The sequence below is a fragment of the Pseudomaricurvus alcaniphilus genome, assembly GCF_011440395.1.
In the GTDB taxonomy this organism is placed as follows: Bacteria; Pseudomonadota; Gammaproteobacteria; order Pseudomonadales; family Cellvibrionaceae; genus Pseudomaricurvus; species Pseudomaricurvus alcaniphilus.
On record NZ_JAAOIX010000006.1, the window covers coordinates 196,960 to 219,467 of the forward strand.

The following is a 22,508-nucleotide window of genomic DNA, read 5'->3' on the forward strand; positions in this document are numbered from 1 at the left end:
GGCGTGTTGAGCACAGCTATTGCCGGGAGGGTGTGTTTATGAAACAGCACCCCTGGGCACTGGTCGGCCCCTGGTATCGCACCGAATCCAGCGGTGGTGGCCCGGCCAACAAAACCACCGCGCCGATTTTCCAGAAGTACGCCGGCACCGATTTTATCGATCGCCTGTTGCGCGAGCCGCAGGAGTCACTCAAGTTTGTTTGTGAGGACTTTGTCGACCGGCTCTGTGTCGATCCCAACCTGGTGGTGTCGCCGGCCACCCGCAGCAAGTTCGATGACAGTTTGAAACTGTTTCTCGATGTGCACAGTCGTTTTTACCTGGTGGTGTGTGAGCTGCACTGTGTGGCGCCGGGCTTTCCCAGTGTCAGCCGCGACCAGGTGTGTGAAACCGGCTTTGTGATTCGCCGGCGGGTGCCGCAAATTGCCTCGGCCCTGCAAACCGATTTGGGCAAATTGTTGCAGCAGCGCAATCACCTCAAGCAGCAACTGGTAAAAATGTCAGCCGCGACCGAGGTGGGCGGTGCCGGGATTGTGGCCCAGGCGCAAAAGCAGGCCGCGGCACTGACCCTCGATGGCATTAAAGCGAAAAAAAACCAACAACTGGAACTGCAACTAAACGAAAAGCAGCAACAGCTGGATAAATTTGTCCAGCAACACAAACTCAAGTTAAGCCTGCAGGGCTGGCAGCCATCCAGCGATGTGGAGGGGGCCTGGCAGTGGCGCGAGACGGAGCAGCAACCGCAAGTCATCGAAGAACAGGTGTTGCCACTCTACCCATTGATTGCCGATCCCACCGCCAGCGGGCACAGCGCCAGTAAACGCACCCTCTGGTACGGGCTGGTACCCACCGCCTCCAGTGATGTGGATGTAGACGGCAACCTGCGCTTCGACGACAGTGATCTGTACGAGGTGCAGTGTTTTGTGCGGCGCAAGAAAGCCTGTTGTGCAGGCAAGGGGCGCAACTGTTGCCACGGCGAAGTGGTGTGGAGCAAGCCTACCACCTCCTATCGCCTGGCCAGTTATTTCGATCTGGACGGCGGCAGCCATCGCCCCATCAATATTAAATTGCCGGATTTGGCAGCGCTGAAAAACCAGGCCGCGCTGAGCCCGCCGGGGCGCGGCGTCAACGGCAAGGTGATCGCGCCGGCGGGCTCCGGTTTGAATTTCAAAACCAGCAAGATGGACATGCCCACCAAGGGCAGCCCGCCAGTGCGGCCGGACCAGCAAATTTGTTTCTTTGCCATCCTGCTGTTTTTCTTCGTCGCCTTTTTCCTGTTCCGGCTGTTTTTGCCCATCGTGCTGTTTATTTTCCAGCTCTGGTTTTTATTGACCCTGCGCTTTTGCATTCCCCCCACCATCGGTCTCGATGCCGGCATCGCCGCCGACATCAAGCTGCAGGGGCCGGATATCGATCTCGCCTTTGGCGCCGATGTCACCGCCAAGCTGGAGTTCGGTGGGCAGTTATTTACTAAAGCCCAGTTGCAAGCGGAACTCACTAAAAGCATCGGCGAGGGGGTGGGCTCGGACAGCGGCGGTTTCGCCGCCGACATCAGCAACGACCTGGCCAGCTCCCTGAGTTTGAATGAGCTGGCGGATTTGTACCTGCGCATGGCCACGGATTTCTCCGCCACACCGGCCAACCCGCAGGTGGCCGGCAAGATCCCCTTGCCCCAGGACGGGCTGGTCTACTTCGAGAAGGTGATGGCGGCAAAAGCGAGTGCACTATGAGCAACGGTAACCGCGCGAGCACGTTGAAAAAGCATCTGGGCAAGGGCTGGAATTTCCCCGTCTACCCGGCGCCGCGGGTCAACGCCCTGGTGCATGTGGACGGCCCGGACAAGGTGCGCCAGGCGATCTGGCTGATCCTGGAAACCGAGCCCGGCGAGCGCCTGATGCGGCCCAACTTTGGCTGTGGCCTGCGCCGCTATTTGATGAAACCCAACAGCTCTGCCACCCGCGCCCTGATGCAGCGGGATATCGAACGGGCGCTGGCCACCTGGGAGCCGCGCATCAAGACCGAGGAGATCAGTGTCGAGCCGGGCAGCGATCCAGCGCTGGTGCTGATCCAGATTCACTACACCCACATTCGCGACGGTAGCCCTGGCAATTTGGTCTACCCGTTTTACCTGGAGTAAGTACGGATGCCACTGAATAAACCGATACTGGATACGCGCTCCTTTCAGCAAATTCGCGACGAACTGGTCGCCCGGATTCCGGTGTACGCGCCGGAGTGGACCGATCACAACGCCAGTGACCCGGGCATCACCCTGCTGGAACTCTACTCATTCCTGGCGGAAAACCTGCTCTACCGCTTTAACCAGATCCCTGAGGCGACCTTTCTCGAATTCCTGAAACTGCTGCAAATACCGCTGTTACCCGCCGAGCCGGCCCGCAGCCTGGTGGCCTTTAGCACCGAGGATATGCAGGGCGTGCGGGTGGCGAAAGGGTCGGTAGTGAAGGCCGGCGAGGTGGGCTTTAGCAGCCAGAACGAAGTGCGGGTGCTGCCAGTGAGTGCCTTTGCCGTGGCCAAGATTGCCGAGCAATTGCCGGAGCCTGGCAGCGAGGAGGAACAGTTTTTCGAGCAGGCCTACCGCACCCTGGCGCTGGACAATGCCAGTGACACGGCGCCCTATGTGAGCCGCCTGTTGTGGCAGCAGGAGCCGGGCACGGCGGTGAACTTTGACGAGGCGGTGGACGGTATCCTCTGGTTGCCGGTGCTGGCGGCCGATGCCGGCAGTGTGGCGGCGGTGCGGGCGGCGCTGGCCGGGCACAAGGATGCGCCGCTGCTGCTGAACCTGGGGGTGGTGCCGGACGTGCGCATCGATCGCGACGAAGATGTGCACTCGCCGGAGTTTGCCGAGCGCTTTCGCTGCCCGGGCAACAACAGCAGTGCCAGTGGCCCGGCGGTGGAGTGGCAAATCTGGTCCGACCTGTCGGCGGATTTTATTCCCCGCTATCGCTCCCTCAGCGTCGAGGGCGACACCAGCGCCGGACTCACCCGGGAAGGGGTGGTGCGCCTGCGCCTGCCCCGCGATCTCGACCAGCTGGGGCTGTTCGCCATCGATGACCCCGACGCGGTGGGCGCCGGTGACCTGCCGCCGCCGCTGGACGACGAATTGAACGAGCGGGTGGTGTTCTGGCTGCGCGCCTTTCGTCACGACGGCAGCCGCTTTGGCCAGTTGCTGTACGTGGGCGCCAACTGCGTGCAGGTGGAGCAGACGGTGCTGGCCAAGGGTGAATTTCTCGGTACTGGCACCGCCCAGCCCAATCAGGTGCTGGCGCTGGTCAACGCCCAGGTGGTGGCCGGCTCGGCGGTGCTGCAGGTAGAGGAGGCCGACGGCTGGCAGACCTGGCAGGAGGTGGACGGCTTTTTCGCCAGCGGCGAGGAGGATCGTCACTACAGCCTCGATGCCGCCGCCGGCACGGTAAAATTTGGCAACGGCCTGCAGGGGCTGGTGCCGCAAATTGGCCAGCGCATCCGCGTTACCGAATACCGCTACGGCGGTGGTGTGGCTGGCAACGTGGCGGCCAAGGCCATTGCCAAACTGCAGCCCAGCCAACCGGTGAAGCTGGCCAATCCGCTGCCGGCTTACGGTGGCGCCGAGGCGGAAACGGTGGAGCAGGCACTGGAGCGCATACCCGGTGAGTTGCGGCGCCGCGATCGGGCCGTCACCGAAGGGGACTTTAAAGAGCTGGCGCGGCTGACCCCCGGCGCCAATATCAGCCGGGCCGAGTGCCTGCCGCGCTATCACCCGCAGCGCCCCGAGGCCGAATCCGCCGGGGTGGTGAGCGTGGTGGCCTTTCCCATGCAGGACGCCCAGCACCCGGCGGCGCCCATGCCGGACAAGAACCAGCTGCGGCGGGTCTGTCAGTACCTCGACGCCCGCCGCCTGGTCACCACCGAACTCTATGTGTTGCCCCCCAAATACCGGCCAGTGGCGGTGGCGGTGGGGGTCAAGGTCAAACCCGGCTACGGCATCGACGCGGTGCGCCACTGGGTGGAGCTGGTGATTCGCCAGTTCCTGGCGCCGCTGCCGCCCTTTGGCCCCAGCGGCGAAGGCTGGCCCCTGGGGCGGCGGGTGCACGCCCCGGAACTGGAGGCTGCCGCCCACCAGGTGGAAGGGGTGGAGTATATCGAAGGCCTGCAAATCGCCGGCTGGGATGACAACAATGATCTGATCCTGCTGGCCGACGGCAGCGTCAATCGGACCACCATTACCCTGGCCAAAAATGAAGTACCGGAACTGACCAGCATCAGCGTGGAAAACGGCCCCATTACCCTCGACCCGGCGGCGCCGGGCCCGCTCTCGCCGGAGCAACCGGACAAACCACCGGTACCCATTCCGGTTATCAAAGAGGTGTGCTGATGGCCACGCTCTCACCCTTCGCCATGATTCACACCCTCGACCAGTGGCGCCGTGTCGGGCACGACAATACCGCCCTGGCCCAGGATGGCCCGCACCACGGTATCGTGCAGTTGGCCTGGACCCTGGATGAGCGGCTGGATAGTGACGGCGCAGGGGAGGCAGAAGAATTGCCCGCCGGCATGGCCTTCGACCCCTGGTGCCGGCTCTATCGCGCGGTCCCGGAGCGGGGCCAGGTGGAGAAGCTGCTGTGGGCGGCGAAAACCGCCAACTACCGGCCCGAGCCAGTGGCCTTGTTTGCGCCCCGGGCGAGCACCGATTTCGGCGACTTTGACGCCAGTAATGGCGACTCGCAGTTGGGCCCCCTGCAGACCCCCACAGCGCTGGCGGTGGACCGGCAGGGGCGCCTGTTTATCGCCGAGCGCGCCAGTCAGACGGTGCTGGTGTACGACCTGGTGGAAAATACCTTGCTCGGCCGCATCCGCTTTGAGCGCGAACCGCTGGCCCTGAGCAGCGATGGTGAACAGGTGTGGGTGTTGTTCGCCGACGAAACCGAATTCTACGCCCGCCTGCGGGGCCGAGCCGAGCCGGTGTACCTGCCCTTGCCTGAGGGCCTGCGCCAACCCATTGCCCTGGCCGTCACCGGCAACGGTATCTATGTGATCGATCGGGGTAATGACGCTGCTACTGACCCTGCGGACAGCACCCGAATCGTGCCCCTGGACAGTATCGAGGACGCCTTTAGCGTGCCTTACGCCAGGGCGCTGTTGTTTGTGCAGCCCGATGTGCTGGTGGTAGCGCGCCGCGCCAGCGAGGACCTGCTGCGCTTTCAAATACAGGCCGGTGCCCACTCCGAGCTGCCCCACTTGAAAGCCCGTCACTACGACGGTCGTGGCCTGGTACTGACCCCGGATGGCCACGTCGCCTACTGGTCGACCAGCAGTGGCCTGCTGCGCGCCACCCTGGCGCGAGTGCGCTACGAAACCAGCGGCAGCGTGGTCAGTTACCAGCTCGACAGCGGCGAGTTCCAGACCCAGTGGGGACGGCTGTTTATCGACGCCTGCCTGCCGCGGGGTACCATGGTCAGCGCCCGCTGCGTAGTCAGCGATGAGCTGCCGGAAACCGCCAGCAGCCTGCCGCGCACGCCGCCGGCCAATGCCATCGGCCTCACCATTGTGCGCCCGGACCTGTCGCCGCCCATGCCGCCGCAAAACCTGGTGGACCAGGTGACCACTGGCCAGGCGTTTTATCGCCGCGGCCACGGCAACGAATTGCCCTGGCAGGACTGCCCCGACGAGCAGCACTTCCAGACCTACGAAGCCCCCATTATTGCACCGCCGGGGCGCTACCTTTGGGTGGTGCTGGAGCTGACGGGCAGCGCCCGCAGCACCCCGAAAATTCGCAGTTTGCGGGCCGAGTACCCCTCCCATAACCTGCTGCGGCGGCTGCCGCAAGTCTATTCCCGGGAGCTGCCGGTGGCGGATTTCCTGCGCCGCTACCTCGCCATCAGCGAGGGCAATTTGCGCGATATCGATGTGCGCGCCAGCCTGCGCCATGTGCTGCTCGACCCCTACGCAACCCCGGCGGTACTGCTGCCCTGGCTGGGTAACTTCCTCGGCCTGACGGTGGACAGCCGCTGGCCGGAGCGGGCCAAGCGGGAATTATTGGCCAACGCCACCTGGCTGTTTCGCTATCGCGGTACGGTAATGGGCCTGAAGCGCTTCCTGGAAATCTACCTCGACAGCCAGGTGACCCTGATCGAGCATTTTAAAGTGCGCGGCCTCGGCGGTGCCCTGTTGGGTAGCGAAGACGCCCTTACCAGCAACTCGGTGTTGGGAGCCGGCTTTCGCATCGGCGGTCAACTGGGCACAGAGGAAACCATTTCCATCAATGAGGTGGATATCGATACCGCCATCCGCAGTCACGCCCATAAATTCAGCGTGATCGTGCCCCTGTCCCTGAGTGCGGAACAGCGCGCGGTGGTGGAGCATATTCTGCAAGTGCACCGCCCGGCGCACACGGTATTCGACCTGTGCAGCGTCGATGCCGGTATGCGCGTGGGTCTCGGCCTGCACACCGGCCTGACCACCATTGTCGGCAGCACTTCCGGCTTTGGTCGCCTGCAAGTGGGCGCCTCGGTGCTCGGTCACAGCGACACCCTGGGCTACGCCAGGCCCGGCACCAGTGTTGGCAGCAGCCGCCTGGGCGGCGATTCGAGGGTAGGGTGATGCACGCACTGCGCATTGAACAGCTGTCCAAACGCTACCGCATCCAGCAGCAACAGCGGCAGTTGCTGCCGGTTATGGACCGGCTGTTACAGGAGGTGCTGGAAGACTATCTGCCGGATGCCCTTGGCAGCCTCGGTATCGGGGAGGGAGAAGAACTGTGCGTTCGCCAGTTACAGGTGCCGCTGTCTTTTCAGCCGGGCAAAACCGGCACCGATAACGGCCTGCACTGGTGTCGCCAACTTGTGCTGGCCATCGAGCAGCAGTTGCACAGCGGCAACAATGTGCTGCGTTTTGCCAACCGCCGCAGCGCGCTGCTGGATTTTGCCCAGCAGGTGGCCCGCCACAACCTGGACCACGCCTGGGCCTGGAACCAGCTGCAACTGAGCCTGTTGTCCGACACCGCATCGGTGCCCCAGGCGCGGCAGCAATTGTTGCGCGCGTTACTGCGGGAACCGGAATTGATTCTCGCCACGCTCTTGCATTTGAGCCAGCAGCAACTGCTGCTGCCGCTGCTGCTCGGTTACGACGCGGTCGAAGTGGATGACCTGTGGTGGGGGTGGCTGGATTACTGCGGTATCGAGCGGCACTGGCTGCGCCATGAGGCCGCCGACGCACCGCAAGCTGGCGGCCGGCCAGCGCAACAATCTCGGCAACAACAATATCGACAAGATCGGCAACAACATCCACAACAACAGCACCGACAGCTGTCACTGCAGCTGCAGTTGGCGGCCCAGCGCTCCGTTATTTTGCGCGAATTGCGAGCCCAGGCTGGGGCGTTCCGGGCCGCAGCGTTGAGTCCGCGCCACTGGTCGCTGTTGCTAGCCATGGAGCTGGCGCCGGCCTGCTTGCTGGCAACCGCTGATGAAGTCGCCGCCGCTCTTGGGCAGTTGCAACAACTGCTGCCGGCAATCGGGGGCGGGCCAGTCGAGATAAAACAAGTTAAGGGTGGACAGGCCCAACACGCGGATGATCACCAGGGCGACCGCAAGGCGGCGATAAAACCTCAAGCGGGCGAGCAGGGTGGGCGAGCAGGGCGCGGGGCAGAACCGCCCTTTGGGAGCGACGCCGACGCAGTTCATCCACAAGACCAGCGCCAACAAGCGCCACCCGCAGCCGAGCAACAGGCCGCCAATGACCCCCTCGATTCGTCTGCGCCACCGCTGGATTTGGCCGTGGACGATCACAGCCCCGAATTTTCCGAGCTGCGGGAATGGCAGGAGCAAACGCTCAACTCGGACTGCGCCGGTTTGTTCCTGTTGCTGCCGCTGCTGCGCCACTGCGATTTAGTTCCGGCGCTGCTGGGGGATGAACATTTACGCGAGCGGCCCCTGAGCTGGAGCCTCTACCAATTGTGTCAATGCTGGTTGCCGGTTGCGGCTGACGATCCAGCGTTAAAACTGTTTTGTACCCTGTCCGTCACTGACGACTGGCCCTTTGATCCCGAGCGCACGCCGGCCAACCCGCAGCAACAGCAGTGCTTGCAAGACTATGCCGCAAGGGTGCGCGATGCGCTGGCGCAGTGTCTCCGCTGGGAACTGCCGGCAGAGAAAATTGTGGCCAGGTTGTGCCAGCGCCCGGGCCGGCTGCTGGTGCAGGGCGGCTGGTTGGAAGTCGTTTTTGCCTTGCCGCAAGTGGATACAGATATTCGCCGTGCAGGGCTCGACCTCGACCCGGACTTCGTACCCTGGCTCGGCAAAGTCGTGAAGATTCGTTATGAATAGCCAATCGCCCAACAGCAGCAGTCCCCAGGCCACGGTAGTGCCGTTGGCGACCGCTGCGCTGGAGCAGGAAGTCGCCATTATGGCAGGACGGCTGGCGCACCTGTTGCGGCAGCGATTTGCGGAAAACATGGCAGCCGTGGAAATGGCGCTGGGATTTCTCGACGCTCGCTACCGGGAGTATTGCGGCGAGCACGCGCTGGCGCACTGGCAGGGCGGCATGGCGGCTCGGCTGCGGCAGCAGCCGCAAGCGCCGCTGCAGCGCCTGGCAACGGCACTGGCTTTGCCGCAGGAATTGCTGGAGCTGATTGTGTTTGCCGGCCTGGCGGAGGAGCACGAGGGCTTTGCCGATATTTTCAGCAGTTTGCACCCCAGTGGCCAGCCGTTGCCCAGCATCGGTTTGGCGGCGCAATTGCTGGCGCCCACGGCGCAACAGCGGCTGCACTTGCGCGGCTTGCTGGAGGCCAACGACGCCCGCGAACTGGGGCTGTTTGTAATCGACGAAGAGGTGCCGTTTTACAACCGCTCACTGCGGTTGGCGGAACACTTGTGGTCCGTGTTCAAGGGCATCGATGCCTGGCCGCGCAATATCCAGCAGTCGGCGGCGCCGGCGGTGGCCGCCGGCCTCCATTCCTGGTTGCAGCAGGAGGAATGCCAGCAAGCGCTGCAGCTGCTGCGCAGTGGCCAGCCCCTGAGCCTGGTGCTGAGTGCCCACACCGCCCGCCTGGCCACTGAGCGGGCGCTGCTGCTGCTGGACAGCGCCGGGTTGCGGGGTGTCACCCTGCACAATATCGCCGAACTGGACCAGCGCGGCCAGAGCCTGGCGCAGTTGCACTGCCTGGCGCGCAGTGTCATTCCGCTGCTGCCGCTGGCGGGCAAGGGCGGAGCCCGGGCCGGCGACCTGAGCCAGCAGCGGCCGCTGTATTTCCAGCGCTACCCGGGGCCGATCGTGGTGTGCGCTGAATACGGCAGTGGCCGGGCGCCGGACAATCGAGCGCTGCTGAGTCTGCGGATCGAAGCCCTGCAAGCGCCGGATTTGCGCGGCATGTGGCGCGAACTGTTACCGGAACTGGCGGCCGACGCCGATCTGCTGGCCGCCCGCTATCCGCTGGAGCCGACCCTGGCGCGCACCATCGCCATGGATCTGCAGCAGCGCTTTGCCGGGTCCGGCGCGCCCATCGAGCTGCACAGCGTGGCCAATGCCATTCGCGCCCGCTCCAGTTCCAATCTCGGCGGCGCCGTGCAGTTGATTCGGCCCCAGGCCGATTGGTCGCAGCTGGTGTTGCCGTCAGTGCAACTGAAGCAATTGCAGGACGCCTGCAACCGCCTGCTGTTGCAATCCACGGTGCTGGATGACTGGCAGTTCCTGCGCGGTCGCCGCGGCGCCCGGGGGGTGCGCATGTTGTTCGTGGGGCCGTCCGGCACCGGCAAGACCCTGTCGGCGGAAGTGCTCGCCAACGCCCTCGATGTGGACCTGCTGCAGGTGGATTTGTCCCAGGTGGTCTCCAAGTGGATCGGTGAAACCGAAAAGAACCTGGCCGAGGTGTTCAACACCGCCGAAAGCGGTCGCGCGGTGCTGTTTTTCGACGAGGCCGACTCGCTGTTCGGCAAGCGTACCGAAGTGTCGGATGCCAACGATCGCTACGCCAATCTGGAAACCGCCTATTTGCTGTCGCGGCTGGAACGCTACGAGGGCCTCGCCATCCTCGCCACCAATTTTCGCCAGAACATCGATACCGCTTTCACCCGGCGGCTGGAGTTTATCGTCGAATATACCGAGCCGGGTTTTGCCGAGCGGCTGCGCTTGTGGCAGTGCCACATTCCCGCCGCTGCGCCTTTGGCTGACGATGTAGTCAAGGAAGAGTTGGCCGAATTATTCCCTATTGTCGGCGGTCACATTCGCAACGCCGCCGTCGCGGCAGCGTTTCTCGCTGCCAGGGACAAGACCCCGATAGCCCGGCAACATTTTATCGAGGCTATTCGCCGGGAGTACGAAAAATCCGGCAAGGCCTATCGGGAAATAACACCTCACTGAGTATGCATTAGCATCGGGAGATACGCATTATGGCCACCGCACTGACCAACTACTATCAGCAGAGACACACGGCGCTGGTCGCGCAAAAGCAAATCACCCACACGGACTTGCAAACGGCAAGTGGCGAGCTGGCCAGCGCGCGCAGTCAACACGCGGGGCTGGTCACCAGCGCCACCAACCTGAGCAAGGCAATTGCCGGCAAGCGCGCGCAGATGTCCAGCCCCGCCCTGATGCCCGCCGGCATCGAAGCACTGGCGCTGGAGTTGCGCGACCTGCTGACCCAGCGCCGCCACAACAGTGCCGCGCTGCTGGCGGCGGAGCAGGCGATCGCCACCGCCGCGGCCGAAGTGGAACAACTGACCGCGCAGCTGGCGGCCCAGTCTCGCGCTGTCAGCGCGGCGGCAAGCGCACTGGCAACCGCGCAAGCCGCGGCCACCCGCCACGCCAACTGGGTGAGTACCGAAGTCAACGATGTGATTGCGGCGCTGAAGGTTGAAGCCGAGGCGCTGCTGGATGTGGACGCCGGAGCCGGCACGGTGGACCCGGAGGACAACACCGGCTTGCTCAGCAACGCCAGAATCCGGGTCAACAGCGATATCCCCGAGGTGCTGCGCAATCGCGCTCGGGCCCGCAGTGCGGTGGTGGCGGCCAATATTAGCCAGCAACGGGCGCTGGTCAACAGCCTGCTGCTGCAGCAGCGCGACCAGGCGCAGGCCGTGGCAGCCGATCCGGGTTTGCTTGCCCGGCGCCAGGCCGAGTACCAGGTCGCCGAAGTCGCCCTCAAGAAACACGCCCTGGGGCTGGACGATGAGCTGAATCGGGCCGTAAACCTGCTCGCGGCAATTGTCGTCAGCGCGCCCTTAAGCGCCGCTGAAAGCGCTCGTATCAGTGCCGTGGCGCTGGCCGTGGACAGCGATGCGATTACTACCGAGACCGAGCTGATCGACGCCCAGTCGGCGGTGGCGGCCAAACAACTGGATGTGCAAATGGCGATCACCCTGGCCCTGGTGAACGATGTCAGCGCCGACCCCATGAGTGATGCCACCGTGCAGGATGAACAGAATCAGCTGAGCACCCTGCAGGCCGACCTGGCTGCCGCTGAGGCAGCGCATACGCCGGCCTTTGCCGCCGAGCTGGACGCCTGGGAGGGAGCCATACCGGACGCCATCTGGGTCAATCTGCACAACTACGACCAGGCCATCGCCGCGCTCAATACGATTGTCAGCAGTGATGGTGTCGCCCTGGCGAGCGCGTTTACCAGCGCCGAGAACAGCCTCGTCACCGCCCTTGGCGAAGTGGACAACCACAATCTGCTCACCGATTTACTGGCCAGCAATACCGCTCTGGCCCAGGCCCAGCTCGCCTATTTGAGCGGTGCCGCCAGCAGCCGGCAACTGAGTGCCGCGCGGGGGGATTTCTAAATGTATAGCCCCCAGTTATCAACAAGATATGACTCCCGGGAGAACAACCGTGACTAATACAGCGTCAGCCACCAATGGCAGCAGCAACGTAACCGCGCTGGGGGAAATGGTGCCCGTCGATCCCTTTCGCTCCCTCTACGTCCACTTCGGCATGTTGCTGGGGGTGGAAGACTTTCGCACCATGGATGCCTACCACCGCGGCAAAATGTGGTTCCACTCCGCCTGGTTGCATCGCGACGGCGTTATTTGGGGCCTGCGAGTCAGCATCGACCAGGCCCGCAATGAGATCCGGGTCGAGCCCGGCGCCGCCCTCGATGCCCTCGGCCGTGAACTCTACCTGGCGCAGCCGGCCTGCCTCAATCTGAGCGCCTGGTACGAGGAGCATAAAGATGACCCGGAGTTGGCGGAGCTGGTCACCACCGACGAAGAAAGCGGAGCCGTGAGCTTCGACGCCCACGTGGTGATCCAGTTCAAGGCTTGCCTCAACCGCCAGGTGCCGGCGCTGACCGAGCCCTGTGACGGCAGCAATGCCACCACCGCCTATTCGCGCGTCGCGGAAACCGTCGAGCTGCGCCTGCTGCCGGGCAGTGCACCGGCCTGGCGCAGTGAACCCGGCCAGTTGCCTTACCACCGGGTGCGGCTGTTGTTTGGCCTCGAGGGCCCGCTGGTTGACGAAGAGGGGGTGACCCTGGACGCCGACCAGGATGTGATCGAGACCCGCGACGACATTCTCGCCCTTGGCGCCAGCGCCCAGCCGGCTGCCTACCTGGCGGCGCTGCGTGAATTCAGCGCTCTCGATCAAATGGATTTAACCCCGGCCGCCACCGAGCAGGGCGACCTGTTGGCACTGTTCCCGGAGGTCGATCCGGCGCCGCTGCCACTGGCGGATCTCAACAACCTGATTCTGGTTGCCGGCGACAACGGCTGGGAGATCGATGGCGGTGGTGCAGAAAACACCATTCGCCCGGTCCACATTCCCACCTCCACCATCCAGGAGCTGGTCTGTGGCCCGGTTATGACCGCCGCGGATGCGCCGGCGTCTTCACCAGTCTCGGCAGAGAGTCCGGCCGATGCCGGCGGGCCGCGGGTGGACCCGGAATCCGTAACCATCCAGGGCGAATTCATTCGTTTTACCGTGGTTGGTCCGCCGTTGATGAAGGCCTCGGTGGATGCCCGCGGCATCGGCCTGACCGCCTTTGATGTGCGCGACGGCTGGGTGGATACCACCATTAAAAAAGTCACTTACGACCAGGACCTGGCCCAGGTGGAGATCGAATTGCGCGACGATCCCGGCGGTAACCTGGTGCGCCTGATCGTCAAGGGCACCGGGTCTTACCCGTTTTTGGGGCGCAACCGCATTCCCCTGGCCGGTGGTGTGAGTGACGGACCGGGAAGCAAAAATAACGGCAACGATTTTGTTGTCATGCTGAGAGTCAGGAGTTGATCATGGCCGAGTTAACCGATAAATCCGCAACCCTTATTGGTCTGGGTTCCAGCAAAGGCCACGCCGTGGTGAACAAACACAGCCCCCTGCGGCGGCTCAATTATTTCGATGGCAAGTTTATTCGCGCCCCCGACCTGATTCTCGAACAACAGGCGCTGCTCAACCAGATCCGTCTCGGCAATCGCGCCGGTGGCGCCGGGGTAGTGTACGGCTACGACTGCACCCTCAGTGGCAACGACGGGCTGAACATCAGTGCCGGTTACGCCATCGACCCCCAGGGCAAGGCACTGCTGCTGGGGGATGGCATCAGCGTCGGCATCGGCGAGCTGATTGAAAAATCCACGGCCGCGGCCTTTGGCCCCACCGCCAGCAGCGCGGGCCTGGGCAGGGCCACGGCAACGGCCGGCTTTAGCGCCAGCAGCGCAGTCACCAGTTCCATGGCCGCTGCGGCGGTGCAGAAGAACATCAGCGCGGCGCAGAAAAGCAGCGCGGTAAAAAAAGCCGGCTTTGACGATTGCGTGATTCACAACAGCGCCGCCACAATCAGCGCCGGCACCAGCGACCAGTTGTATTTGATTACCCTCAATCACACCGAGGCCTACTGCGGTGAAGAGGATGTCTACGGCAAACTCTGCTCGGAAGCCTGCAGCACCAGCACCAATCGCTCCTATATTATCGAGGGTGTCGAGGTGCGGGCGGTGCCGATCAATCTGTCCCAGCTGTACAAAAACTCCGCGGCGGTGGACTTGAGCGCAGTGCACCTGCGCTCCCGGGTCGCCAGCGCCTACTTCGAACAGGAGCGGCAACTGATCGCCTCCCACATCTCTGCCAGTGGCCTCAGCTCCAGTATCTGGTGCCTGGGGGCGGAGGCCAGCGGCGGCAACGGGGTGCCCATTGCCATCATTGGTCGCAACGGTAGCACCACCCTGTTTCTCGATGCCTGGACCGCCCGCCGTGAACGCATGGAGGCGCCGCCGCGGCACTACTGGGCCGGGCGCATGGCGATGCGACCCTGGCAGCAGTTCCTGGCGCAGATCCTGCAGTTCCAGTGCCAGTTGCGCGCCTGCCTGACCTCCACCGATCCCAATGCGCCCTGCAAGACCCTGCGCGAGTTCGACCCCTGCGCCAGCACCCGCAAAATTGCCGGCGAGGCCGCGGCCGGCATGCGCTATCTGCTCGACTCGCTGGGGCGTATGGCCGGCCAGTTAAGCGACTTGCAGGCGTTAAATATCAACAATGCCACGCTGGCGGAATTGCAGGGCGGCAGCGCCGGCCTGGAGGCCCAGTATCAAAAACTCATCGACGTGGCGCGGGTGGTCTTGCCGGAACAGCTGCTGATCAATTGCGGCATTGTCGAGGTGCCCAGTGCCGGGTACCTGCCGGTCAACGCCAGCAGCACCATTACTGTTAACGAACAGGTGCGGCGCTTCTTCGGTGACGGAGTCGATTTGCGTTTCTGCGTGACCCGGGCCGACTACATTCCCCACGCGCTGGAAGAAGCCCAGCATATGGAGCGCATCTGCCTGCTCTCCGGGCTCGACAATGCCGCCAACAAACCCAAGGTGGATGTGTTGGTGCCGGAAGGGGAAATCCAGCAACTGGAGGCCCAGGTCGTGGGCACCGGCTATCAATCCACCACTTCGATCAGCACTAACCTGCTGGCCATTGGCTGGCCGCGCAAGCTTAGCGTGGCCGCCGATGTGGCCGGCAATAGTGCGATTATCGGCAGCGCCTCCAACCTCAATGTCAGCGCCGCCAGATTGAGCACCAACCTGGAAGCCTTCCGGCTTGCCGAGGGCTTGCGGGTAAATATCGCCCGCAGCCTGCCGCCCCTGAGTGGCGCGGCCCGGGGCGAGCAATTGGACAACGGTGGTACGGCGTTTTACCTGGCGGCGCGCTCTACCGCCAGCGTCATTGGCAGTGGTTCCCTGTCCCTGGCGAATGCGGCATCCAACAGTGTTCTGTCCCTGCTCAACCAGGGCAGAAGTGATGCCGCCGCCAGCGGCGCCCGCGCGGCCATCAATGTCAGCACCAATATTGAAGCGCTCACCGGGGTCGGCCGCGTGCCCACCCTGGCACCCTCGACCGCGGTCTGGGCCAGCCTGAAAACCAACCGCGACCCCTTCACCCTGGCCAGTGGTGACAGTTGCGATGTGCAGGCTCATTTCCTGTTGGTGAGCAGCCGCCGGTTGGGTGACAGCAACCAGACGACAGTCAGCGAGCGCTCCATCAATGGCCAGTTGCAGATTCAAAAAGGGGCTCCCCAGGCAGCACAGACCAAACTCACGGCGCGGCTGGTGGCCAATGGCATCTGGAGTGATACCACTGTCACCGACGGCCAGTCACAAGAGCGTACCGAAGCGGTGAAACTGAACGAGACCATTGTCATCAGTCGCCGGCCGGTGGTGGGCTTGCCGCCGACCATTAACATGACCATCAGCAACCCGTCGTTCTTCGCCGGCCTCGGCAATATCCAGCTGGTGGCCGAGCGCATCTGGACCAGCCCCACCGCCTCCACGTTTCGGTTGTTGTTGCGGCGCCAGGACATCAAGGCCGCCACTGCAGGTCTGACCCTGGCGCGAGCCGATGGGCTGGTTGCGGAGGAGGCCAATCTGCTGGTGAATCGCGCGGCGGAATTGCAGGCCCTTAATCCGGCCAGTAATGACGATATTTTGCTGGAGTGTAATTTAACGGAAGACAGCAATGTGCTCAGCGCGGGCAATAGCTGGCACACCAATTCGCTGCAGGCCCTCAGTACCCTGGAGAAAGCCAGCGGTGAGAAAGGCTTTAGCGATTCCGCCCAGCAGCGCTTGTTCCCGCCGCCGCAACCGGTGGCCGACGAACTGAGTATTCTGGCGCGCCTGCCCTGGGTGCTGTTCCACCGCCGCAGGGATAAAATTTGCCAGTCGGCGGTGGCGGCCGAAGTGCTGCAGGTGGCGCGCCATTATCGCGTCTACCACGTGCACCTGGACGCTGACACCAATGTCGAACAGCTGCTGGCGTTACTGCAGAGGGATGTGGGCGGAACCCTCGCCAGTCTCAAACCGCGCCCGGTCAGCACCATTGAGTTTGCCCCGGGCATAGCCCTGGTTGCCACTGCCCACGGCGATGTGCGTGCCGACTGGCAGGCGCGGGTGCAAGTGACCGCCGATATCCAACTGGCGTTGATTGCCAGCGAAGGGGAGGTGATTAACGAGGGCGAGGCCCTGGCCGAGAGCCGTTTGCAGAGCCTGACCAATGTGCTGGACCCGGTTAGTGAGCTGGCAGAGGGCTTTCAAACCCTCAGCGTCAACGAGGTGCCGGATACCCTCGCCAGCGCCGAAGTGGACGGCATCATCGTCTACTTTACCCGCTCGGTGGCAACCATTTGCCATACCGTCTACCGGGTACTGAGCAACAATGCCGATGCCTTTATCGAGGAGCTGGGCGGTTACCTGGGCAATTCCGGCGGCGAGTCCCTGCCCAGCTATGTGCAGCGCCGCGGCGGCCAGCCACTGTCGGCCAGTCCGCGCTTCTTCACCGATGGCGACACCTTTTTCGGCGCCAGCGAGGCGGCCCAGCTGGATGCCAGCTGGGATGTGCTCAACGACGGCCCGGTCAGCCATGTGCTGACCCTGGCTGCGGATGAAAGTGCAGAGCAGCAAGTGGTGAGCCGGCAGCAGGCCAGCCGCATCAGCCAGACTGTAGGCACCGACATCAGCGCTGATTCGGTGCAGTACCTTGCGGCCAGCGCCAACCTGCTTAAACCTTGTCCCAAGGCGACCCTGCTGATCGCTGCGACCCAGTGCAATGACCTGTACTTTTACACGCCACCGGTTGCCGAACTGCCGCCGCTGGTCAAGCAGTTGCAGGAGTTTATCCAGGGCAGTGGTTTAACCAGTGAGATTCTTGGCAGCGGAGTGAACACAGGGGCGACCCGGACCAATCTCTTCACCCATTTTCGAACGGTAGATTTTTACGCCGCCAGCAGTCAGTTCGAAACCGGTTCCCGTGACAATTTCAGTGTCGCCTGGCAATCGGAGCTGGGTGGCAATTCGCCGGCCTCGCTCAACGCCGTGTTGATGTGTGTGGCCCGCACCGGCGCCACTGACGCGGACACTGAAATGAATCTGAAGCTGGCGCAAGAACAGGGGCTCAAATTGCGCAGCCTGATGGGGCTCGGCCAGGTGCAGGTAGTGGGGGCAGTGAACAACCCTGAGGTGGCGTTCCCGGTTGCTTGCGAGGTACTGACTTTATTGGTGGTCGCGAGGGCCGCGAATTTCGGGCTTATGGACACCACCCATTTTGCCGCGGTGACCACCAGCAGCAACCGCCAGCCCGGCGCAGACAGCGATAGTGGCGGCACTGACGATGCCACCGCTGCGCAACCGGAACTGACCGTGGAGTTGGCCAACGGGGTGCGCTTTAACGAGAACAATGAAGTGATTCGGGACGCGGCTTTCAACGCCGCGGTGGAGCGGGCCCGGGAGCGGGAAACACCGATCGATACCATCGAAGTGATCAGTGTCGATGCCGCGCCCGACCCGGCGGCTGAGGCCCGGGCCAACGCCTTGCTGGGCGCCTTGCGCGAATCCGGCGCCGCCAGCGACAGCGCCAGCGTCACCGTGCGCTCCGCCAATGAGCGGGAGCGGGCGGAGATAGTACGCAGCGGCTTTGTGCTCAACCGGGGTATTGTGTTGCGTTAGCCAGTAGCTGGTTCAGTCTCGCCAGCGAGATTTGAGGAGGAGCAATGAGTAGCGGTAAACGCATTGGCGCGAGCGCTAAAAAACCGGCTTCAGTGACAGCCAAAATTGCACTGGGACCCAAGCCTGCAAAGCACAAGCAACCTGCCCCTGCTGGCGATCTTGCTGGCTATAGGCTCAGCAAGCCCGCTACCGGCCTGGAGCAACGGGCGGATCGCACGGCGGCCAGAGTGATGGCAATGGGAGATGGGTGCGCCTCTGTCTCCGGCTCTGCCAAAGCGAGCCCGACAATCGGCAGGGCGGCTGTGGGCAGTTCATCGAAGCCAGCCCATGCCGCCGCGGGTAAGCCCCTGCCGGCGGCAGCACTGGATTATTTCCAACCGCGCTTCGCTGATCTGGATCTGGGTAGCGTCCGTTACCGGGATGACAACCGGGCCAACCTGAATGCCGCAGCCCTGAACGCGCGAGCCTACACTTTGGGGCAAACTATTTCATTTGCCCAAGGGCAATTTGACAGCAACAGTCACGATGGCAAGCGCTTGCTGGCCCACGAATTGGCGCACATCGAGCACAACCAAGGTGCGGCGGGGCAGTATGACAACGCCATCTTCCGCGAAACCTGGAATATCGATGATGTAAACCAAATTGCTGAGCGGGGCATTCTGGTGCAACTGATTTTCAACGATACTTATGTGGATCATTTGCTCGGGCGGGGTTGGACTGCAGCCCGTAAAACCACATTCCGCACCGATTTTGAAAGCTCCATTGAGAATACCTTCAACAACAGCAGTACCGCCTTGTACCCCCCGGCAAGTGCCAGTGATGTGTTGCCACAGCGCATTATCGATCGCGGTTACAAGCCCCAGGTGGATATTTCCCTGGTTCCCGATGGGGATTTCTCTGTGTCTGAGGATTGGGAGGTGGACGTATCTTCCAATCCGACCAGTGAGTTCCGGACTTCCAGCAGTAATCGCAGCCATGGCACCCTCGATGAAGCGGATAATGCTGCCATCGGTAAATCGTCGAGCGCACCAGGGGTGACCCAGATACCGTCGGTGCATGAATTCGGTCATTTTATTGGTCTCGACCACCCCGGACACGGCTTGAGCGCCGCTGAGCGCAGTGCGGGTAGTTCAGAGTACAGCCATACGGGAGCGGACGAACACGGTCATCCGGTGGATGGCCCCAATGATTTGATGGGCGGCGGGATGGGGCTGCGTCACTTCTATTTTGATGAGTGGGCCCAGGCGGTCGATCGACATATTATTGCGCTGCGCGAGCAGCGGGAGTCAGATGAGTTTTGGCGTTCTGTGGATGAGTTTTTCAACGGGGTGCCGGAGGTGGGTGATTTCCCACTGCCCACAGGGGATACGCGCATGGGCTAGTCGTGGCCAGTTACGATGATTGCGGCCAGTCATACATTGGAGTTCATGGTGCGAGAACAGGCGGGGTTTGCAATTGTCATTGGACGTGCCGGATCACTCCTCGGCGCAATAACTATCCCCGGGCTCGCAACAATCGATCACTGATTGGCCTTCGCAGCTTGTACATTCGCCCGGGTGGATCAGTACCCAGCCGATGCGGTTGAAGAAAAAGTCGCGTTTGGTTTCATAGACGCCGGCAAAGCTGCTGCGGTAGCAACCTGTGTCGAACAGGGCCTGTACTGAAGGGCTGTCACTGTGTCCTTGCTTGACGTTGTCAGGGCTGCTGTCACTAAAACCGGTGCCACTAGTGCTGGAATTATCGGATTCCCTCGCACCAGCACGGGAGGCCAGGCTGACACCCCCCTGTTGCACTGTGTGGGTTAATTCATGGGCCATCAGGCTGACGTCGCGGTCACTTTGTTCGGCGCCGAGAAAAATGTGGTTCTGGTGGGTGAAAGCGCGGGCGTTGATCGCGGCCGTGGCAGTGTGGGCCGCGACGTTGTTATGTACTGTCACGCCGGATAAGTCGGCGCCGAGCACAGGTTCCACCCGATTGCGCACCTCCGCTGCCAGCGGTGTTCCGGCACCGGGTGCGGCGACAATGTTCTGCACACTGGCAATTCCGGGCCTGCTTGCCGGACTAGAGTCGCGGCTACTGGCCCCGGGTGATTGCGCCGCGGCAGATTTGGGCAATGTTGCCGGCTTGCGCTGCGCCGCAGCAGGTGCTGACCCCGCCACCTGGGTGGCCACCGCATCGGCTTCCTGTTCGTAGCGGTCGTTGACGGTGCCAACGTTGAGTTTGGGCTGCACCCCAGCGTTCTGTGCCGCTTGCTCTTCCTCGCACCCGGCACACAGCCGCTGGACCAGGTTGCCGGGTGCTTTAGAGAGGCTGGCTGGAGCAAGACGGGCGGGTAGTACCCCAGTGGCGATGTTATGCCAGAGGGAGCCAGCGTGGGGCTGGCGCGCGGTACTGGCCGCTTTTTTGCTGATTGATGACCCGCGAAAAGACCCCTGGGCACCGGCTTGTGACCTGAAAGCGTGCATGGGCTGCCTCTTAATCTCAACTTGACGTGACCCTTAAAGGCTATCACTTTCCACAAATTCAGAACCAACACCATTTGGTACTATCAGTTTCCGTCTTTATATCGACTAAGTGCTTTATAAAGGGTCTGCACAACTCGTAAAATGAATTATGGGCAGGCTTATCTGGCAGTGTGGCACCGGGCAATCGACCCGCGAACGGGTTGCCGCTGCGGCCATTTCAGTTGAGGACGATTATGTTTGCATCACAGCGCCATCACAGTACTGCTACCCAGGGCCGCAGCCCGGCGCCGAAAGCTCCCGCGCCGGGCAAGTCGCCTGCTGGCAATCACTGGAGTCACCTCGCGGCGGGGGAGCGCTACCAACCGGTCTCGATCTCCCGCACTGATGGTGACCTGATCCAGCGCCAGGAGGACGAAGAAGAGCAGGGCTTCGACTATAACTTGCTACCGCCACGCCTGGGCTATCGCAGCGGCCCGTTCTCCGCCTCTGCCGACACCTCGCAAGCAGCGCTCGGCTACCGCACCGGGTTCGGCGCGCTGGGCCTGGGTTACAGCTACGGCAATGACATCTATGGCAGTGCCAGTTTTGGGCCAGGTTTCCGGGCCCGGCTGGGGTTTAACCCGGGCAGCGGCGTCGGCAGTTTGCAGCTGGGTGGTAAACCGGGGCCCTTCAGTTATGGCCTCGGAGCCAATACCACGGGTGCGCTCAATGCCAGTTTTGGCTATGGTGCGCCGCTGTTGCCCATGCCCAACGTCTTCTCGTCCCAGGCCCAGGCCGCCGGTGGCGCCTTGCCCGGGCTGGTCGGGGCGGCGCCGCAGTTCCTCAATGATCCGCTGGCGGCATACTCGGCCAACAGCGAAGCCATCGGCAGTGTCGGCAAATTCGCCGGCACCGCGGGTAAACTCTACGGCCAACAGCAACAGGGCGGTGGCGCACTGCCGTTTGGGGCGGGCCTGCAGTTGGGTTACGACCCGCAGTTGGGTATGAGCATCTTTCTCGGCGCCCAGGGCAGTTTTTAAGCGCCAGCCTTTTCCACATTGTTGCCAGGCGCTAGTCAGCACTTTTGGGTGCCTGGCAGGGGGCCTGTGTATGCACTCACCCGGCGCATATTGGCGGGGGCAGTACAGTTTGGCGCGGTAATTGCTGTCTGGTAGTTGCTGGATGGTAATCGCTGGATGGTAATTAGCGGTTGATCGTTACCTCGCTTGAACTGCACCAGCAACGATTGTGTCGTTTACATACGATTGGATTTAGCGATAGCGGCGATTTGATGGTTTAATGCCGGGGGGCGAACTGTCGCCTTTAATTTTGTAAAAAGGATCCAGAATGTTTGCAGGAAAGTTAATTGGCGGCTTGCTCGGCTTTTTCGGCGGCGGTTTTCTCGGTGCCATTATCGGTGTGTTGATCGGCAGCCTGTTTGACCGCGCCATGAACCGTTTGCAGGACGATGAGTCGCCGGCCCAGTTGCAGGCGATCCAGGCGGTATTTTTCCGCAGTGCCTTTACCCTGATCGGTTATCTGGCCAAGGCCGACGGGCGCGTGTCGGAAGATGAAGTGCAGCAAACCCAGCGGCTGATGGAGGAGATGGGGCTTACGCCTGAGCACAAGCGCGATGCGATCAAATACTTCAAGGCCGGCTCGGCGGCAGGCTTTGACCCGGAGGAAACCCTGCACAATTTTCGCGAGGTGTGTGGCCGACGACCGCAACTGGCGCGCATGATTTTGCTGTACCTGTTCAATACTGCCATATCCGACGGTAACTTTGACGAGGCCGAGGTGGCGATACTGCGCCAGATCGCCGACGGATTGGGCTTTTCCAGCTTCGCTTTTGAGCAATTATTGCGCATGGTGCGCGCCCAGGGGGCATTTCGCGGTGGTCAATACCAGGGCGGGGCCGGGGCACGCAGCCAGGTTGACGAACTGTCGGCGGCCTATGCGGCGCTGGATGTCAGCAAGGCCGACAGCGATGCCGAAATCAAGCAAGCCTACCGGCGCCTGATGAGTGAGAATCACCCGGACAAATTGATTGGCCAGGGGGTGCCTGCGGATATGGTGAAAGCCGCCACCGAGCGCTCCCAGGAAATCCAGGCCGCCTACGATGTGATCAAGCGGGCCCGCAAGGTTGAGGCTCCGGCTACGTCTGTTTAAG

Annotated in this window: 13 protein-coding genes; 12 read left to right on the top strand and 1 reads right to left on the bottom strand. The window is 62.6% G+C overall.

Annotated features, from left to right (window positions below; genetic code table 11):
• The first annotated feature begins 38 nt into the window (after positions 1-38).
• The 10 genes from G8764_RS13550 to G8764_RS13595 all read left to right on the top strand — a co-directional run bounded on the left by G8764_RS13550 (position 39) and on the right by G8764_RS13595 (position 19,276).
• On the top strand, positions 39-1,727 hold the full coding sequence (locus G8764_RS13550; protein ID WP_166165185.1) for a hypothetical protein: 1,689 nt from the start codon (positions 39-41) through the stop codon (positions 1,725-1,727).
• Entirely contained in the window at positions 1,724-2,134 is a 411-nt protein-coding gene (locus G8764_RS13555; RefSeq protein WP_166165186.1) for a GPW/gp25 family protein, read from the top strand. Before G8764_RS13550 ends, G8764_RS13555 begins: the two co-directional genes overlap by 4 nt.
• Positions 2,135-2,140: 6 nt before the next feature.
• Positions 2,141-4,366, top strand: a complete 2,226-nt coding sequence (locus G8764_RS13560; protein ID WP_166165187.1) for a putative baseplate assembly protein — start codon at positions 2,141-2,143, stop codon at positions 4,364-4,366.
• Positions 4,366-6,591, top strand: coding sequence for a phage tail protein (locus G8764_RS13565; RefSeq protein WP_166165188.1), 2,226 nt, complete (start codon positions 4,366-4,368; stop codon positions 6,589-6,591). The genes G8764_RS13560 and G8764_RS13565 overlap by 1 nt, the downstream gene beginning before the upstream one ends.
• A complete protein-coding gene (locus tag G8764_RS13570; protein WP_166165189.1) occupies positions 6,591-8,312 on the top strand; it encodes a hypothetical protein in 1,722 nt (573 codons plus the stop codon). Before G8764_RS13565 ends, G8764_RS13570 begins: the two co-directional genes overlap by 1 nt.
• A complete protein-coding gene (locus G8764_RS13575; protein ID WP_166165190.1) occupies positions 8,305-10,344 on the top strand; it encodes an ATP-binding protein in 2,040 nt (679 codons plus the stop codon). The genes G8764_RS13570 and G8764_RS13575 overlap by 8 nt, the downstream gene beginning before the upstream one ends.
• Positions 10,345-10,373: 29 nt before the next feature.
• Complete coding sequence (locus tag G8764_RS13580; RefSeq protein ID WP_166165191.1) at positions 10,374-11,765, top strand: hypothetical protein; 1,392 nt, start codon at positions 10,374-10,376, stop codon at positions 11,763-11,765.
• 49 nt (positions 11,766-11,814) lie between these two features.
• Positions 11,815-13,209, top strand: coding sequence for a hypothetical protein (locus tag G8764_RS13585; protein WP_166165192.1), 1,395 nt, complete (start codon positions 11,815-11,817; stop codon positions 13,207-13,209).
• A 2-nt stretch (positions 13,210-13,211) separates the two neighbouring features.
• Positions 13,212-17,894, top strand: coding sequence for a hypothetical protein (locus G8764_RS13590; RefSeq protein ID WP_166165193.1), 4,683 nt, complete (start codon positions 13,212-13,214; stop codon positions 17,892-17,894).
• A 302-nt stretch (positions 17,895-18,196) separates the two neighbouring features.
• Positions 18,197-19,276, top strand: coding sequence for an eCIS core domain-containing protein (locus G8764_RS13595; protein ID WP_166165194.1), 1,080 nt, complete (start codon positions 18,197-18,199; stop codon positions 19,274-19,276).
• A 93-nt stretch (positions 19,277-19,369) separates the two neighbouring features.
• On the opposite strand, the gene G8764_RS13600 is transcribed toward G8764_RS13595, so the two are convergent.
• A complete protein-coding gene (locus G8764_RS13600; RefSeq protein WP_166165195.1) occupies positions 19,370-20,359 on the bottom strand; it encodes an eCIS core domain-containing protein in 990 nt (329 codons plus the stop codon).
• 233 nt (positions 20,360-20,592) lie between these two features.
• Between G8764_RS13600 and G8764_RS13605 the strand changes: the two genes are divergently transcribed.
• Both G8764_RS13605 and djlA read left to right on the top strand, forming a co-directional pair.
• Positions 20,593-21,378 (top strand): hypothetical protein, encoded by a 786-nt coding sequence (locus G8764_RS13605; protein WP_166165196.1) that lies wholly within the window; start codon positions 20,593-20,595, stop codon positions 21,376-21,378.
• Between the two features lie 307 nt (positions 21,379-21,685).
• On the top strand, positions 21,686-22,507 hold the full coding sequence (gene djlA, locus G8764_RS13610) for a co-chaperone DjlA (RefSeq protein ID WP_166165197.1): 822 nt from the start codon (positions 21,686-21,688) through the stop codon (positions 22,505-22,507).
• Position 22,508 lies beyond the last annotated feature (1 nt).